The organism is Streptomyces sp. NPDC036822, assembly GCF_055609145.1.
Genome location: NZ_JBVJPY010000003.1, coordinates 385,300 through 401,087 on the forward strand (window position 1 = coordinate 385,300; position 15,788 = coordinate 401,087).

The window sequence follows — 15,788 nt, forward strand, 5'->3', positions numbered from 1 at the left end:
TGCTCTCGCTCATCTCGTGGTGGGTGTACGGGCTGTCGCCACAGCGGCCGCCAGTTGCGTTCTCGGGGTGGGGACGCCGTCGACCTCGTACGTTGCGTCGCCGGTGGCGACGACGTCGACCCAGGTGCCCTTGGGGTGGCCGCAGCGCCGTGCGCAGCCGGAGAAGTGGACGGGGAGCCCGCCCGCGCCGTGGCCGGGGGTCGCGTCCGCCCGGACGTCGGCGAGCGACTTGGCGCACCCGGGCCGTCCGGTGCACGCGCCCACGCCGAGCCACGGGGAGCCGGCGCGGGTGATCAGTCCGGCCTCGGCGAGCGCGTCGAGCCGCGCCCCGGCGGCCGCTCGGTCGGCGAGGCCGGTCACGACGGCTCCGCGCCACGGAGTGAGCCGCAGCTCGCCACCGCCGCCGTCGTCGTCGGGGGCGAGGGCGCGCAGCTGCGCGGAGGTGAGGCGGCCGAGCGGGACGGCGACGGCGACGGCGTGCTTCCCGGTCAGGGGGTGGGCGTGGACGCCGGGGCGCGGCCCCGCGCCGTCGGCGTCCGGGCCCGCCGTGCCGGGGGCGTCCGGCGCCAGGGGTTCGGCCGGGACGCCCGCGCGGTCGAGCGCGGCCGCGAGGTCCGGCCCGACGCCCTCCGGGAGTTCGCGCACGCGCCAGGCGCCGGTGCCGGCCTCACGGGCTGCGGCCAGGAAGGCGTCGGCGGCCGCGAGGGCGGCGCGGGGCGCGTCGGCGGCCGCGACCCGGAAGACCCGGCACCCGGCGACCCGCAGCAGCGCGCCGGATCCGGAAGCTCCTGACGTCATCGCGGACATCGCGGACGTCGTGGAGGTTGAGAACAACGTCACATCCGCGCCGAGTCCGCCGACGTCTTCGCGCCCGTCGTCCAGGGCGAAGAGAAAACGACCGGAAAGTGCCGTCGTCCAGTCCCGCGAGCACAGCAGGGCGTCCAGCTCACGCGCCCACAACTGCACGTCTTGGCAGCCTTTTCCGTCGACTCCGGCCAGGGGCGAGGCGACGATGTTCCGGACGCGCTCGTGGGTCACGGAGGGCAGCAGTCCGGCCGGGGCCAGCAGCCCGGCGAGGGCCGCCCCGCAGTCCTCGCCGAGGCCGCGCAGCTCCACGTTCCCCCGTGAGGTGACGCTGATCCGGCCGTCGCCCAGCTCGTCTGCCGCCGAGGCCAGACACCGCACCTGACGCGCCGTCAACAGCCCTGCGGGCAGGCGCAATCGCGCCAGGCGGCCGTCGTCGGCGGGGTGCAGTCGCAGCGCCCCGGGGCAGGCATCGCCACGGTCCCGTATGAGAGGTTCGCCCTGGTTGGGCGTTGTGGGTGGGGTGGGCGGCATGGCGGCGAGCATACCCACGTGGATCCGGCCGACCCTTCGGGCCGCCGCGCGCAGGATCTACTATGCAGACGGCATGGGGTCCCAGGACCCCGGGGAGGAAGCCCGGTGAGATTCCGGCGCGGTCCCGCCACTGTGAGCCCGTCCCGGGAACGGGGGCCGGGTGAGTCAGGAACTCCCGCCGTCCACACGACCACCCGGGGCGCGGACAACCCCGAGGAAGGCCTGCGCTCGCATGCGAATTCTGTTGCTGTCGCACTCCGACACCGACCTGCTCAGCGCCCGCGCGGCCGGCGGCCCGGTCGCCTACCGGTTCGCCAACCCCTCCCGCCTCGGCCTCGACGAGCTGCCGGGCCTCCTCGACGACACCGACCTCGTCGTCGTCCGCCTCCTCGGCGGGCTGCGCGCCTGGGAGGACGGCCTGGACGCCCTGCTCGCCGACGGCCAGGCCCGCCCCGTGGTCGTCCTCAGCGGCGAACAGGCCCCCGACGCCCAGCTCATGGAGGCCTCCACGGTCCCCATCGGCGTCGCCACCGAAGCCCACGCCTACCTGGCGCACGGCGGCCCGGACAACCTGGAGCAGCTCGCCCGGTTCCTCGCCGACACCGTGCTGCTCACCGGCCACGGCTTCGAGGCCCCGGCCGCCGCCCCCACCTGGGGGCCCCTGGAGCGCGAGCCGAGGAACGCCGACGGCCCCACGGTCGCCGTGCTCTACTACCGCGCCCACCACATGAGCGGGAACACCGCCTTCATCGGCTCCCTGTGCGACGCCCTCGAGGACGCCGGCGCCCGCCCGCTCCCGCTGTACGTCGCCTCCCTGCGCGCCCCCGAGCCCGAGCTGCTCGACCGGCTGCGCGGCGCCGACGCCATCGTCACCACCGTCCTCGCGGCCGGCGGCACCAAGCCCGCCGAGGCCCAGGCGGGCGGAGACGAGGAGGCATGGGACGCCGGCGCGCTCGCCGCCCTCGACGTGCCGATCCTCCAGGCGCTGTGCCTCACCGGCTCCCGCGCGGCCTGGGAGGAGAACGACGAGGGTCTCTCCCCGCTGGACGCCGCCAGCCAGGTCGCCGTGCCCGAGTTCGACGGCCGGCTCATCACCGTCCCGTTCTCCTTCAAGGAGATCGACGAGGACGGCCTGCCCGCGTACGTCGCCGACGCCGAGCGCGCGGCCCGCGTCGCCGGGATCGCCGTCCGCCACGCCCGCCTGCGGCACATCCCGAACGCCGAGAAGAAGCTCGCCCTGGTCCTCTCCGCGTACCCGACCAAGCACTCCCGCATCGGCAACGCGGTCGGCCTCGACACCCCCGCCTCCGCCGTGGCGCTGCTGCGGCGCCTGCGCGAGGAGGGGTACGACTTCGGGCCCGAGGACGAGATCCCCGGTCTGGTCTCCGGCGACGGCGACGAGCTGATCTACGCCCTGATCGAGGCCGGCGGCCACGACCGGGACTGGCTGACGGAGGAGCAGCTCGCCCGCAACCCCGTCCGCATCCCGGCCGCCGACTACAAGCGCTGGTACGCGACCCTGCCCGAGGAACTGCGCCGCCACGTCGAGGAGCACTGGGGCCCGGCGCCCGGCGAGATGTTCCTGGACCGCTCCCGCAACCCGGAGGGCGACATCGTCCTCGCGGCCCTGCGGCGCGGGAACCTGCTGATCCTCATCCAGCCGCCGCGCGGCTTCGGCGAGAACCCCATCGCGATCTACCACGATCCCGATCTCCCGCCGTCCCACCACTACCTCGCCGCCTACCGCTGGATCGCCGCCCGCGCCGAGGACGGCGGTTTCGGGGCGGACGCGATGGTCCACCTCGGCAAGCACGGCAACCTCGAATGGCTGCCCGGCAAGAACGCCGGCCTCTCCGCCGCCTGCGGCCCGGACGCCGCGCTCGGCGACATCCCGCTGATCTACCCCTTCCTGGTCAACGACCCGGGCGAGGGCACCCAGGCCAAGCGGCGGGTGCACGCCACGCTCGTCGACCACCTGGTGCCGCCGATGGCCCGCGCCGACTCCTACGGCGACATCGCGCGCCTGGAGCAGCTGCTCGACGAGTACGCGCAGATCTCCTCCATGGACCCCTCGAAGCTGCCGGCGATCCGCGCCCAGATCTGGACGCTGATCCAGGCCGCCAAGCTCGACCACGACCTGGGGATGGAGGACCGGCCCGACGACGACGGCTTCGACGACTTCCTGCTGCACGTCGACGGCTGGCTCTGCGAGGTCAAGGACGCGCAGATCAGGGACGGTCTGCACGTGCTCGGCGGGGCGCCGAAGGGCGAGGCGCGGGTCAACCTCGTGCTGTCGATCCTGCGCGCCCGGCAGATCTGGGGCGGCACGCAGGCGCTCCCCGGCCTCCGTGAGGCCCTGGGACTCGACGAGTCGGCCGCGACGCTGCGGACCGCGGACGAGGCCGAGGAGAAGGCCAGGGAGCTCGTCGAGGCGCTGGAGGCCGCGGACTGGTCCGTGGACGCCGTCGCCGGGATCGCCGGCGCGTACGGCCCCGAGGTCGCGGACGTCCTGCGCTTCGCCTGCGAGCAGGTCGTGCCCCGGCTCGCCGCCACCACGGACGAACTCACCCACGCCGTGCACGCCTTGAACGGCGGCTTCGTGCCGGCCGGGCCGTCGGGCTCGCCGCTGCGCGGGCTGGTCAACGTGCTGCCGACCGGCCGGAACTTCTACTCCGTCGACCCCAAGGCCGTCCCCTCCCGCCTCGCGTGGGAGACCGGGCAGGCGCTCGCCGACTCCCTCCTGGAGCGCTACCGCACCGACAACGGCGATTGGCCGACCTCGGTCGGTCTCTCCCTGTGGGGCACGAGCGCCATGCGCACGGCCGGCGACGACGTGGCGGAGGCGCTGGCCCTGCTGGGCGTCCGCCCGCTGTGGGACGAGGCGTCCCGCCGCGTCAACGGCCTGGAGCCGATCCCGCTCGCCGAGCTGGGCCGCCCCCGCATCGACGTCACCCTGCGGATCTCCGGTTTCTTCCGGGACGCGTTCCCGCACGTCATCGGCCTGCTGGACGACGCCGTCCGGCTCGCGGCCGCCCTCGACGAGCCGGCCGACGCCAACTACGTACGGGCGCACGCCCAGGCCGACCTGGCCGAGCACGGCGACGAGCGGCGCGCCACGACCCGTATCTTCGGCTCCCGCCCGGGCACGTACGGTGCGGGGATCCTCCAGCTGATCGACTCGCGCGACTGGCGCACGGACGCGGACCTCGCCGAGGTCTACACCGTGTGGGGCGGCTACGCCTACGGCCGCGGTCTCGAAGGCCGCCCGGCCCGGGCGGAGATGGAGACGGCGTACAAGCGGATCGCCGTGGCGGCGAAGAACACCGACACGCGCGAGCACGACATCGCCGACTCCGACGACTACTTCCAGTACCACGGCGGCATGGTGGCGACCGTCCGCGCGCTGAAGGGCACGGCCCCCGAGGCGTACATCGGCGACTCCACCCGCCCCGAGACGGTCCGCACCCGCACCCTGGTGGAGGAGACCTCCCGGGTCTTCAGGGCCCGTGTGGTCAACCCGAAGTGGATCGAGGCGATGCGCCGCCACGGCTACAAGGGCGCCTTCGAGCTCGCGGCGACCGTCGACTACCTCTTCGGCTACGACGCCACGACCGGCGTGGTCGCCGACTGGATGTACGACAAGCTCACCGAGACGTACGTCCTGGACCCGGAGAACCAGGCCTTCCTCAAGGACGCCAACCCGTGGGCGCTGCACGGCATCGCGGAGCGTCTCCTGGAGGCGGAGTCCCGCGGCATGTGGGAGAAGCCGGACCCGCAGGTCCTTGCGGCGCTGCGCGAGGTGTTCCTGGAGACCGAGGGCGACCTGGAGGACGACGGCACCGAGGACTGACGCCCCGGGCCGCCGTTCACGCCGGACACCGGGCGGCGGCCCACGGCGTCAGTTCCAGACGCCGTCCCCGGAAACCCTCCCGGAGACGGCGGTCGTGGGTGACGATCACCAGCGTGCCCGGGTACACGGCCAGGGCCGCGTCGAGCTCCTCCACCAGGCCGGGGGAGAGGTGGTTGGTCGGCTCGTCGAGGAGGAGCAGGTCCGCCGGACGGGTGACCAGGTGGGCGAGTTCCAGACGGCGGCGCCCGCCGGCCGACAGGTGCCGGACCTCGGTGGTCAGGTCCTTCGCCGTGAAGAGCCCCAGGGCGAGCAGCTCCTCGGCACGGTCCGCGCCGAAGGACTCCGCCACCGTGCGGGGGCCGTCGGGCACGGCGGGCGGGTCCTGGCGCAGCACGCCGACCCGGCGCGGGGCCGTCACCGACCCGCTGTCCGGGCGGAGTTCGCGCGCGAGGAGCCGGAGGAGCGTGGTCTTGCCCGCGCCGTTGGGCCCGGTGACGAGCAGCCGTTCGCCGGCGCCCAGGTGCAGGGAGTCCAGGCGCAGCCGCCCCTCCACCCGTACGCCGGTCAGGTCGACCGCCGCCGGCTCCCCCTCGACCCGCGCCGTGAAGCGCAGCGGCTCCGGTGGCGCCGCCACCGGGTGATCGGTGAGCCGCTGGAGCCGTTCCCGCGCCGCGCGGATGCGGCTCATCGCACCGTGCGCCCGTGACCGGGCCCGGAAGGCCCCCGCCCCGCTGAAGGAGGCCGGTGCCTTGCGCGGGATCGCGGAGAAGCGGTCGATGTGGGCGTCCGCGAGCGCCGAGTGACGCGCCAGCTCGGCCCGCCAGTCCTCGTACTCCTGCTCCCAGCGCGCCCGTTCGGCCGCCCGGCCGGCCAGATAGCCGGTGTAGCCGTTGCCGTACCGCCGCAGGCGACGCCGTTCGTGGTCGACCTCCAGGACGGTCGTGGTGACCCGGTCGAGGAAGACCCGGTCGTGGGTGACGGCGACGACCGTGCCCCGGTGGGCGCGCAGCCGCTCCTCCAGCCAGGCGACGGCCTCGTCGTCGAGGTCGTTGGTCGGCTCGTCGAGCAGCAGCAGTTCGGGGTCGGCGGCGAGCGTCGCGGCGAGCGCGAGCCGTGAGCGCTGCCCGCCGGAGAGGGTGGCGAGCCGGCGGTCGCGGTCGAGCGGGTGGGGTTCCCCGAGCCGCCGGAGCGTCGTCCCGACCCGTCGGTCGGCGTCCCGCCCGCCGCGCGCCTCGTAGGCGGCGAGCAGCTCCGCGTACCCGTCGAGGTCGCCCGTGCGCGCCAGGGCGGCCTCGGCCGTCCGGATCCGCCGCTCCAGGTCCCGTACGCCGGCGAGCGCGAGGTCGACCGCGTCGCCGACGCGTGCGGTGCCGGGCAGGTCCAGGGTCTGGGCGAGGTATCCGCTGCCGCCGGGGGACTCGACGGTGACGGTGCCGTTGTCGGGGGCCTCCAGGCCGGCGAGGAGCCGGAGGAGGGTGGACTTCCCGGAGCCGTTGTCGCCGACGACGCCGACGCGTTCGCCGGCGCGGACGGAGAGGGAGACCCGGTCGAGGACGAGCCGGTCGTCGTAGCGCTTGACGACGTCGGTGAGGAGGACACGGAACAAGGGCGCATTCCTTCGGTCGGCGGCGGGGCGCGTGTAATACGAGACGAGACGTTTCGTCTTGTCTCGATCCTAGGGTGGTGCGCCCTCTTTGGCAAGACGTTTCGTCTCGTCTCGGGTCCGGAGTCCCGGCCGGAGGGTCACGGGGCGGCTCTCAGCGGTCGCCCAGGACCCGCACGGCCTCGATCATCAGGTCCCAGAACCCCGGGACGTCGACCTCCATCCCCACCTCCGCGTTGGCGGGCCGCCCCGTCACCCCGTCGAGGTCCACGAGCGTCGCGCCGCGGGTGTACGTCCCCGCCAGCTCGACCGTCACGGGCGCCCGGACCAGGCTGATCAGCGACGGGTCGATCAGGTGCGCCACGGTCAGCGGGTCGTGCAGGGGCGGGGTCTCGAAGCCGTACACCTCGCGGTAGGTCCCGGCGAAGTAGGTCAGCAGCTCGACGCAGAGCCGGGCGAGCGGGGTGCCGAGCGCCGCGATGCGCGACACGATCTCGGGGGTCGCGCGCACCTGGTGGGTGGCGTTGAGGCCGAACATCGTCACCGGGCGCCCGCAGGTGAAGACGATGTCCGCCGCCTCCGGGTCGCAGAGGATGTTGAACTCCGCCGCCGGGGTGGTGTTGCCGCGCCCGGTCGATCCGCCCATGAGCACGATCCGCTCGATCCGGTGGCTCAGCTCCGGGTGCGCGAGCAGGAGGGTCGCGACGTTCGACAGCGGCCCGGTCGCCACGAGGGTCACCGGCGCGGGGTGCGCGAGCAGGATGTCCCGGACGAGGGTGAGCGCGTCGCGGGGGTCGCGCGGGACCCGGGGCTCGTCGTCGCCGAAGCCGGGCCCGTCGAGGCCGGAGTCGCCGTGGATGTTCTCGCCGGCCAGGGGCGCGCCGTGCAGCGGCCGGTCCCGGCCGGGCGCGATGGGCACCCCCTCGATCCCGGCGACGGTGCACACCCGGCGCGCGTTCAGGGTGGTGCTCTCGACCGTCTGGTTGCCCGCGACGGTGGTGATGGCCAGCAGGTCGATCGCCGGATGGGCCGCGGCCAGCAGGATGTTGAACGCGTCGTCGTGTCCGGGATCGCAGTCGAGGATCACGGGTACGGCCATGCCTCCACGGTCCCACAACCCCGCCGCACGGTCACCCGCCGCGCCCGCGCGCCGCCGGACTCCGGGGCCGTGGCGGCCCTGGGTGCGGCGCGACGGGCGCGAGACATCACCCTCACTAGTTCCCGCCGTAACTCCACTTGTTCTAGTAGAGTACAAACAAATAGCCCGAGGGAGGCTCTCCGATGAACCGTGGCCCGACCCGTCTCAGAGTGCTCACCGCACTCCCGTTCCTGCTCGCGCTCGTCCTCCACCTCACCCTCCTCGCGCTCTGGAGCGACCGGCTGCCCGACCCGCTGGCCACCCACTTCTCCACCGCCGACGGCGGCCGCGCCGACGGCCTGACCGGCCTGACGGGCTTCGTCCTCGTCAGCTCCGGCCTGCTCCTCGCCGTCGGGACCGGCTGGACGCTCCTGACACGCCGCGGCACGCTCTGGGGAGCGTGGGCGACCGCCGGCTTCACCACGGCCCTCTTCGCCCTGCTCCTCCGGGACAACCTCGACGCCGCCGACGCGAGCCAGGTCGTCTCACCGCTGGTGAACCTCACGGTCGCGGTTGGGGCGGCGGCCCTCACGGCCCTCGCGGGCCTGGCCCTGACCCGGTGCGTACCGCAGGAGCCCGGGAAGCCAGGGGCGGGCGGCGCGGACGAGCCACGGCTGCCGCTCGGCGCGAGCGAGGTCGCCGGCTGGTCCCGCGCGACGGACTCGCGCTCCATGACGGTCGTCGGGGCCGTGGCCGCGGCAGCCGGGCCGGCCGGCCTCGCCGGGGCGTACCCGGCGCCGTGGTGGCTCGGCCTCGTCCTGCTCGTCCCCGGCCTCCTGGTCCTGCTCCTGGCGCGGGTCCGGGTCACCGTCGACCGGCGCGGCGTGACCGTCCGCCCCGCCCTGGCGCCCTGGCCCCGCGTCGGCGTCCCCCTGGAGGGCGTCGAGGGGGCCGTCGCCCGGGACGTCGACGCGCTGCGCGAGTTCGGCGGCTGGGGGTACCGCGTCCGGGCCCATCGGACCGGCCTGGTCCTGCGGTCGGGCGAGGCGCTGGTCGTCCGCCGCGAGGGCGGTCGGGAGTTCGCGGTCACCGTGCCCGACGCGGACACGGCGGCGGCCCTGTTGAACACGCTGGTCGAGCGCCGTGGGAGGGTCTGACCATGCTCTTCCGGGTCGATCCCGCCTCCGCCGTCCCCCTGGGCGACCAGATCGCCGCCTGCGTCCGGGGCGCCCTCGCCGACGGCTCGGCCACGGCCGGCGAACGCCTCCCGGCGGCCCGGGAGCTCGCCGACTCCCTGGGCGTCAACGTCCACACGGTCCTGCGGGGCTACCAGCGGCTGCGCGAGGAAGGGCTGATCGAACTCCGCCGCGGCCGGGGCGCGGTCATCGTCCCGGGGGCGGCGGTCCCGGACCGGGCGCGCCTGGTCGGCCGGGTCCGCGCCGTGGTCGCCGAGGCCCGGGAGCTGGGTCTGTCGGACGAGGACGTCCTGACCCTGGTCCGCACCAGCCTGACGGCCTCCTGAGGCACGAACCGGACGCGGCGGGGCCGGCGAGGCCGGCGGGTGCGGTCAGCCGGGCCGACGCGTGCCGGTCACCCCAGGGACTACCGGTCACCCGGGCAGCGCACGGGTCGCCCCGCGCCGCGTACCCGGCATTCCCCCGCCCCGTTCTGCCGCGTCCTACTGCCAGTTGACCCGGGCGCGTACCACCCGGGCGGCCTTCCAGCCGATGCTGACAGCGTAGGCGGACAGCGCCGACGGGGCCGCCTTGAGCCGCAGGACCAGCTCCCCGCCGCGCGGACCGACCCGTCCCGTGCGCAGCTGCTTGCCCGGACCCGGGAGCGACAGCGCGTGCTCGTCCGCCCGGCGCGAGATCCGGCCGCCGAGCGCCGCGCCGAGGCTGCCCTCCGCGCTCACCCCCTGGGCGGTGCAGCGCAGCGAGATGCGCCAGTCGCCGTTCGGGAGCGCGCCGCCGTCGGCGACGGTGGCCAGGTCGACGGCGGCCCGGAAGCAGCCCCGGCCGTAGTCGTACGTCTCCTTGCCGCGGCTGACCGTCAGGTGGGGCGAGGGCACCTGTTCGGCGCGCACGGCGAACTCCCGGCCGCCGCGCGCGTCGCGGAGCACCACGTCGGTGGTCAGGTCGTCGGTGTCCACCTGGTCGACGTAGGCGTAGCCGGAGAGTTCGAGGACGGTGCCCTTCCAGGCGAGGCGGTCCACCCAGCGGCGCGGACTGGCGCCGACCGTGACAGCGGTGATGTCGCAGAGCCGCTCGTACTCGGGGGAGTCGGCCGAGGGGAACGGCGGAGCCGCGTACACTTTGCCGTCGCGGACCCGTGCCTTGCCCGGGCGGCCCGCGAGGTCCCAGGCGACCACGCCGGCCAGCTCCTCGACGAGCCCCTCGCGCAGGCAGTGCGCGACCAGCCGCTCGGCGACGCTCAGCTTCGCCAGGACCGCCGGAGTGACCCACTCCCGTGCGTACGGCCGGGCCAGCTCGACGAGCGCCGCCCGCTCGGCCTCGTCGGCGGCGACGAACCGCGCGTCGAACCGGCGCAGCATCTCCACCCGCACATGGCGGCAGACCAAGTGGTCGCGCAGCGGACCGGGTTCGGTCATGCCGGTGACCATCTCGACCATCTCGGCCGCCTGACGCAGGGAGAGTTCGAGATCGATGCCGTCCGCGGTGATGTTGCCGTCGTCGCCGCGCTTGACGACGTAGTAGCAGGTGTAGTCGCCGACGACGGAGATCACCTTGCTGTGCAGATAGGCGCGCGCGACGAAGTGCTGGTCCTCGCTGATGCGCATGTGCTCCGGGAACCGGAGGCCGTGCTTCTCGATGAGCTCACGCCGGAACAGCTTGAACGGCATGAGGGTGTAGTAGATGTCGCCCTTCGACAGGTCGGCCTTGTCGACGTTCTTGGCGAAGACCTGCTTGGGCACGCGCCGCCCCACGCCGACCAGCTTCGCCAGGACGACGTCCGAGTCGTTCTTCTCGGCCATCGCCACGAGCCGCTCCAGGGCCTCGGGCCCCAGGCAGTCGTCACCGTCGAGGAAGAAGACGTACGTTCCCTCCGCGTGGTCGAGTCCCACGTTCCGCGGCCGGCTCGGCCCGCCGGAAGCCTCCTGATGGACGACCTTCATCCGCCAGGGGTACTTCTCCGCCCACCGGTCCAGGACCTCGCCGCTGCCGTCCGTGCTGCCGTCGTCCACGGCCACGATCTCGAGGGCGTCCATGCCGATGGTCTGCTGCGCGATCGAGGCCAGCGTCTGCTCCAGGTACGGCATGGCGTTGTAGACGGGCACGACGAGGGAGACCCTCGGTGTGCGCGGGACGTTCATCGAATGGTCCCCCTGTGTGGAAACGGTGAATACGGCGATGAGGAAGATGCGGAAAACGAGGTCGTGGTTCTGTACGGCGGGGCGATTGCCCGGAAGTACCGGCGGATCTCAGCTGCTGAGACCGGCTCCGCATCGATTGGCGCGGATCCTACCGCCTGGAATGCAGCCTTCAGGCCGGTACGTCCATGTTCTCATCCGACCGTGTGTGAAGGCCGGTTGAGCCATCCGTCGTGGCGTCAGCCGCCGATCACGGCGATGTCCAGCGCGGGCAGGCGCTCCGGGTCGGCGACGATGTCGATCTCCGTGATGAGGCCGTCGGCCGTCGTGAAGCCGAGAACCAGGAACAGCCGGCCGGAGCGGGCCATCGCCAGTCCGACGGCGCCGTCGACGAGGGCGGGACCGGTGAACCGCGCCCGTCCCATCGCCGCCATCGCACCCTCGGCCACCGTCCGGGCGCCGCGGACGACGACCGGCTCGGCGGTCGGGACGACGAACCTGTCGGCCCGCAGGACGACGTCCGGATGCAGCAGCCGCAGCAGGGCGTCGAAGTCCCCGCCGCGCGTCGCGGCCAGGAAGGCGTCCACGAGCCGGCGCTGCCGGACCCCGTCGGGGTGGGCTCCCGGAGCGGCCCCCTTGACGCGCCGCCGGGCCCGGCTCGCGAGCTGGCGGGTCGCCGCCGGGGTGCGCTCGATCATCGGCGCGATGTCGTCGAACGGCACGGCGAACATGTCGTGCAGGACGAAGGAGAGCCGCTCGGCCGGGGTGAGCGTGTCCAGGACGACCAGGAGCGCCATTCCGACGGAGTCGGCCAGCAGGGCCTCCTGTTCGGGGTCGGCGGCCTGCTGGCGGACGAGGGCCGGGTCGGACCCGTCCCGGCCGGGGGAGCCCGGCCGGTCGAAGGGGTCGAGGGGGTCCTCGCGCCGGTGCTCCCGCGAGCGGAGCATGTTCAGGCAGACGCGCCCGACGATGGTGGTCAGCCAGCCGCCCACGTTCTCGATCCGGCCGGCGTCGGCGCGGCTGACACGCAGCCACGCCTCCTGGAGGGCGTCCTCGGCCTCGCCGAGCGAGCCGAGCATCCGGTAGGCCACGGCGCGCAGATGCCCGCGGTGCTCCTCGAAACGCTCGATCGGCAGGCCGGGGTCGTCCATCGGTCGGTGTCCTCGCGCAGGGGAAAGGGGAAGCGGTACGTGTTCAACCTAGCGAGTGAGCACGGACGTTGACGCGGGTGTCCACATCCGGCGCCTACTCCCCTACGCGTACCAGCGCGAGCGTGATGTTGTCGGGGCCTCCGGCGTCGATGGCGGCCTTCCACAGCTCGAAGGCGGCCCGGCCGTCGTCGTGCACCCGCAGCAGGGCGGCGATCTCGTCGTCCGGTACGGGATCGGTCAGGCCGTCGCTGCACACCAGGCGCCGGTGCCCGACGGCCAGCGGGGCGGACGAGACGTGCGGGGTGACGGCGGTGAAGTCCGGGCTGCCGCCGAGGGTCTGCGTCACCACGGACGTGGTCCGGTGCCCGGGCGCCGGCGGCGGGCTGTCGTCCACGCTGACCTGGCGCAACGCGTCCCCGGTGGCGTCGTACACCTTGCTGTCGCCGACGTTGAACGACAGCAGGGCGTCACCGAGCACGACGACGCCGGCGACGGTGGTCCCCATCGTGGAGAGCGCCGGATCGTCGCCGGCGGCCTCGTACACCGCGCGGTTGCACAGCTCCACGGCGTCGCGGACGGCTTCCTCCCCGTCCAGCGAGGGCCCGAGCCACGAGAGCCGCCGCACGACCAGGGCACTGGCCACCTCGCCGGCGGGCTGCCCCCCGAGCCCGTCGGCGACCGCGACGACGAGCGGCCTGCCGAGCGGGAAGACGAAGGTCTGCGGGGTCTCGGTGACGGTTCCGCACAGGATCCACGGCCCCACGGCCAGGCTGTCCTCGTTGTGCTCGCGCACCAGCCCGTCGTGGCTGAGTGCGGTCACCGCGACATAGGCCACACCTTCATTGTGTACCGGCACCGGGAAGCATGTAGCGGTGAACCCGCAGGACCTTCGGCCGCCCGGCGTCCTGTGCGAAGCCCATGCTCTGCGCGATGGGCATCATCTGCTCGCCGAACCGGTCCATGTCGGCTTCGGACTCCCACAGGTCGAAGACCTCCAGGCCGCCGTCGGCCTGTACGCAGGTGTGGGAGAGGCAGCCCTGGAAGATGCCGGGCACCTCCTGGAGCCTCGCGCTGAGGGCGTCGTACTGCTCGGTCGTGACGCCGGGGAGTACGGCATGGATCAGGATCGCCATGGGTGGTCTCTCCTCGTACGGATGCGGGGGCCGTCCCCCGCCGCCCCGTGGCGGCCTCTGCCCACGCCCAGCACACCACGCCGGCACGGGCCCGGCACCCGAGCCCGTCGCGTCTTGCCCCGGACGGGTGGCACGGGCGCCACCACCGCCGCCCGTGCGCACCGGCGCGCCGCTCGTCCCCCCGGCCCGCATCCGTGCCCCGTCACTCGGCCAGGTGGACCTCCAGGGCGGTCCGGACCGCCGACTCCAGCGCGCCCTCGATCCACGCGGGCTTGATCGACGTGTGGCAGCCGGCGAAGTGCAGGCTGCCCTCGGGCCTGCGGATGTGCGGGAACAGCTCGGTGTGCTGGCCGGGGAGGAGGACGGAGGCCTCGCCGTAGGCGTACGGGTCGCGCATCCACGACTGGGTGCGGCCGACGCCGGTGTAGAACACCTCGATCCGCTGCCCGTACACCTCCTGCAGCCCGGCGAGCGCCCGCGGGTAGCGCTCCTCGTCGTCGAAGGCGTCCCACTTCAGAGCGTCGTCGGACCAGCTGTAGGAGGCGAGGACGACTCCGCCCGGGCTGCCCTCGACGGGGTAGGACGGCTGGAACATGAAGCGGTTGGGGTTGTCGGTGGCCGAACCGCCGCCGACGACGTGGGCCGCCTCGGGCTGGTCGCGGGCGACGTGGCGGCAGGCGGCGTAGTGGGTGCGCTGCCCGGCCGAGATGTGACCCCGGGGGACGGAGGGGTGGGCGCCCAGCAGGCTGCCGTCGTGCGGGGTCCGGCCGAGCCGGTACGCGCGGTGCAGCCCGGGCCGTACGGCCTCCAGCTCGCGCTTCCAGTCGGCCTCGTCGAACTCCCACCAGCGGCGGCTGAACTCCAGGAGCACCTTGGTGGCGGCGTCGTAGTGGAGCTCGGTGACGGCCCGCCGCTTGCCGTAAGAGAGGGCGGGGGTGACGGGGATGTGGCGGAGGCCGGAGAACGGGACGGTGATGATCGCGGTGTCGCCGGTGAACGTCTCCCGCTCGACTCCGCGGCGGCCGCGGCCCTCCGAGACGGTGTCGATGGTGACCTTGCCGTCCCCGTGGGTGATCCGGGTGGCACGCCGGTCGAGCCGTACGAGGTCCTCCACCCGCTCGTAGAGCGCGTCGACCAAGGTGCCCGTGCCGTCGGGGAGTTCGAAGAAGGCGGTGTCCGGGCTGATCAGGGAGGCGCCGATGAAGCTGTGGATGAAGGCGAGGTGGAGACGGGAGGTGAGGTTCTCGACGGTCCCGACGAGGTCGACCGTCCGCTCGTCGAGCTTCGCCTCGTCGGTCAGGTAGCGGTACATGGACATGTGGCCGTACCGCTGGACGACGCGGGCCCAGCCCTCGACGAGGGCCTTGCCCTGCTTGCCCTCGATCTCCGCCCGTACGGGGGCGAAGGCCTCGCGCACGATCCGCGAGGCGGGGACGGACTCGTAGCGCGCGGGCACGCCGAAGGAACGGTTGACGGCCTGCGGTGCGGTGGCGTAGTCGGCGCGGCGGACGCGGATGCCGTTGACGAGGATCCAGGTGCGGTAGGCGGGGCGGCCGGTCGCGTCGACATCCACGAGGTGGAAGCGCCGGCGCTTGAGGCCGAGGCTGTCGATGAGCCCGGTGACCAGGGGGTGGCTGTCGGGGATCCGCATCGCGCCGGCCTCGGCGTACTGCTTGGGGTCGGCGAAGGGCGGGGCGGCCTGCTCGTGCCCGCCCGCGCGGAACGTCTTGATCCGCCCGCCCACGCGGTTGCCGTTGGCCTCGATGACGGTGACGCGGTGCCCGGCCTCGCGCAGGAGGTGCGCGGCGGTGAGCCCGGCGGGCCCGGCTCCGACGACGAGCACGTTCCTGCGGCGCCGGCCCCGGGGCAGCCCGTCCCGCAGCAGGATGTCCGCGTAACGGGGCGCCAGCGGCTCGTCCTCCTCGTCCCGTACGAGGATGGCCCGGGCGACCGTCAGGCAGGCGGCCCAGTCCGTCCCCGCGGCGACGGGCGCCGCGACGGCCTCGGCCCCACCTGAGGCCCCGACGGCGACGGGCACGACCCCCGCCCCGGCGACGGCGCCCGCCCCGGCGATCAGGGTGCGGCGGGACGGCCCGGGCGAGGGCGAGGGGGACGGCTGGTCGTGGGGCGCGTCGGAGGGGAGAGGGCTCTGCGCCGGCTCGATGATCATGGAGTAACTCTGGCGGGTCGCCGAGGCGCGGAACGCCCGGAAGCGGTTTTTCGGTCGGTAATCACCCGAACGTGGCGCTACCCTCCGTAAAGCTGACGAACAGACCGCTCCCGTCCCCCGCGCCGGCCCGGGCG

11 protein-coding genes and 1 riboswitch are annotated in these 15,788 nt (G+C 74.0%); of the genes, 3 read left to right on the forward strand and 8 right to left on the reverse strand.

Annotated features, from left to right (window positions below):
- Nucleotides 1–9: 9 nt before the first annotated feature.
- Nucleotides 10–1,350 carry a precorrin-3B synthase gene (cobG, locus tag ACZ68P_RS09280; protein WP_471004442.1) on the reverse strand — a complete coding sequence of 447 codons (1,341 nt, stop codon included), beginning with the start codon at nt 1,348–1,350 and terminating at the stop codon, nt 10–12.
- A gap of 43 nt (nt 1,351–1,393) precedes the next feature.
- Nucleotides 1,394–1,532: riboswitch (cobalamin riboswitch) on the forward strand.
- Between the two features lie 38 nt (nt 1,533–1,570).
- Here cobG and cobN point away from each other — a divergent pair.
- On the forward strand, nt 1,571–5,188 hold the full coding sequence (cobN, locus tag ACZ68P_RS09285; RefSeq protein ID WP_471004444.1) for a cobaltochelatase subunit CobN: 3,618 nt from the start codon (nt 1,571–1,573) through the stop codon (nt 5,186–5,188).
- Between the two features lie 16 nt (nt 5,189–5,204).
- On the opposite strand, the gene abc-f is transcribed toward cobN, so the two are convergent.
- On the reverse strand, nt 5,205–6,794 hold the full coding sequence (gene abc-f, locus ACZ68P_RS09290; RefSeq protein WP_471004446.1) for a ribosomal protection-like ABC-F family protein: 1,590 nt from the start codon (nt 6,792–6,794) through the stop codon (nt 5,205–5,207).
- Nucleotides 6,795–6,945: 151 nt separating this feature from the next.
- Complete coding sequence (locus ACZ68P_RS09295) at nt 6,946–7,890, reverse strand: nucleoside hydrolase (RefSeq protein WP_471004448.1); 945 nt, start codon at nt 7,888–7,890, stop codon at nt 6,946–6,948.
- A gap of 182 nt (nt 7,891–8,072) precedes the next feature.
- Here ACZ68P_RS09295 and ACZ68P_RS09300 point away from each other — a divergent pair, with 182 nt between their 5' ends.
- Nucleotides 8,073–9,026, forward strand: coding sequence for a hypothetical protein (locus tag ACZ68P_RS09300; RefSeq protein WP_471004450.1), 954 nt, complete (start codon nt 8,073–8,075; stop codon nt 9,024–9,026).
- Nucleotides 9,027–9,028: 2 nt separating this feature from the next.
- On the forward strand, nt 9,029–9,391 hold the full coding sequence (locus ACZ68P_RS09305) for a GntR family transcriptional regulator (protein WP_471004452.1): 363 nt from the start codon (nt 9,029–9,031) through the stop codon (nt 9,389–9,391).
- Between the two features lie 156 nt (nt 9,392–9,547).
- Here ACZ68P_RS09305 and ACZ68P_RS09310 read toward each other — a convergent pair whose 3' ends face one another.
- The 5 genes from ACZ68P_RS09310 to ACZ68P_RS09330 form a co-directional block, all read right to left on the reverse strand.
- Entirely contained in the window at nt 9,548–11,203 is a 1,656-nt protein-coding gene (locus ACZ68P_RS09310; protein WP_471004454.1) for a glycosyltransferase family 2 protein, read from the reverse strand.
- A gap of 236 nt (nt 11,204–11,439) precedes the next feature.
- A complete protein-coding gene (locus ACZ68P_RS09315; protein WP_471004456.1) occupies nt 11,440–12,351 on the reverse strand; it encodes a sigma-70 family RNA polymerase sigma factor in 912 nt (303 codons plus the stop codon).
- Nucleotides 12,352–12,445: 94 nt separating this feature from the next.
- On the reverse strand, nt 12,446–13,186 hold the full coding sequence (locus ACZ68P_RS09320; protein ID WP_471004458.1) for a PP2C family protein-serine/threonine phosphatase: 741 nt from the start codon (nt 13,184–13,186) through the stop codon (nt 12,446–12,448).
- Between the two features lie 4 nt (nt 13,187–13,190).
- Nucleotides 13,191–13,484, reverse strand: a complete 294-nt coding sequence (locus ACZ68P_RS09325; protein ID WP_471004460.1) for a hypothetical protein — start codon at nt 13,482–13,484, stop codon at nt 13,191–13,193.
- A 202-nt stretch (nt 13,485–13,686) separates the two neighbouring features.
- Nucleotides 13,687–15,654 carry a flavin monoamine oxidase family protein gene (locus ACZ68P_RS09330; protein ID WP_471004462.1) on the reverse strand — a complete coding sequence of 656 codons (1,968 nt, stop codon included), beginning with the start codon at nt 15,652–15,654 and terminating at the stop codon, nt 13,687–13,689.
- Between the last annotated feature and the right edge of the window lie 134 nt (nt 15,655–15,788).

What these genes read in the sequence shown, in the direction of transcription:
- cobG (WP_471004442.1), bottom strand. Translation starts at nt 1,350, where the DNA reads ATGCTCGCCGCCATGCCGCCCACCCCACCCACAACGCCCAACCAGGGC.
- cobN (WP_471004444.1), top strand. Translation starts at nt 1,571, where the DNA reads ATGCGAATTCTGTTGCTGTCGCACTCCGACACCGACCTGCTCAGCGCC.
- ACZ68P_RS09295 (WP_471004448.1), bottom strand. Translation starts at nt 7,890, where the DNA reads ATGGCCGTACCCGTGATCCTCGACTGCGATCCCGGACACGACGACGCG.
- ACZ68P_RS09300 (WP_471004450.1), top strand. Translation starts at nt 8,073, where the DNA reads ATGAACCGTGGCCCGACCCGTCTCAGAGTGCTCACCGCACTCCCGTTC.
- ACZ68P_RS09305 (WP_471004452.1), top strand. Translation starts at nt 9,029, where the DNA reads ATGCTCTTCCGGGTCGATCCCGCCTCCGCCGTCCCCCTGGGCGACCAG.
- ACZ68P_RS09310 (WP_471004454.1), bottom strand. Translation starts at nt 11,203, where the DNA reads ATGAACGTCCCGCGCACACCGAGGGTCTCCCTCGTCGTGCCCGTCTAC.
- ACZ68P_RS09315 (WP_471004456.1), bottom strand. Translation starts at nt 12,351, where the DNA reads ATGGACGACCCCGGCCTGCCGATCGAGCGTTTCGAGGAGCACCGCGGG.
- ACZ68P_RS09325 (WP_471004460.1), bottom strand. Translation starts at nt 13,484, where the DNA reads ATGGCGATCCTGATCCATGCCGTACTCCCCGGCGTCACGACCGAGCAG.
- ACZ68P_RS09330 (WP_471004462.1), bottom strand. Translation starts at nt 15,654, where the DNA reads ATGATCATCGAGCCGGCGCAGAGCCCTCTCCCCTCCGACGCGCCCCAC.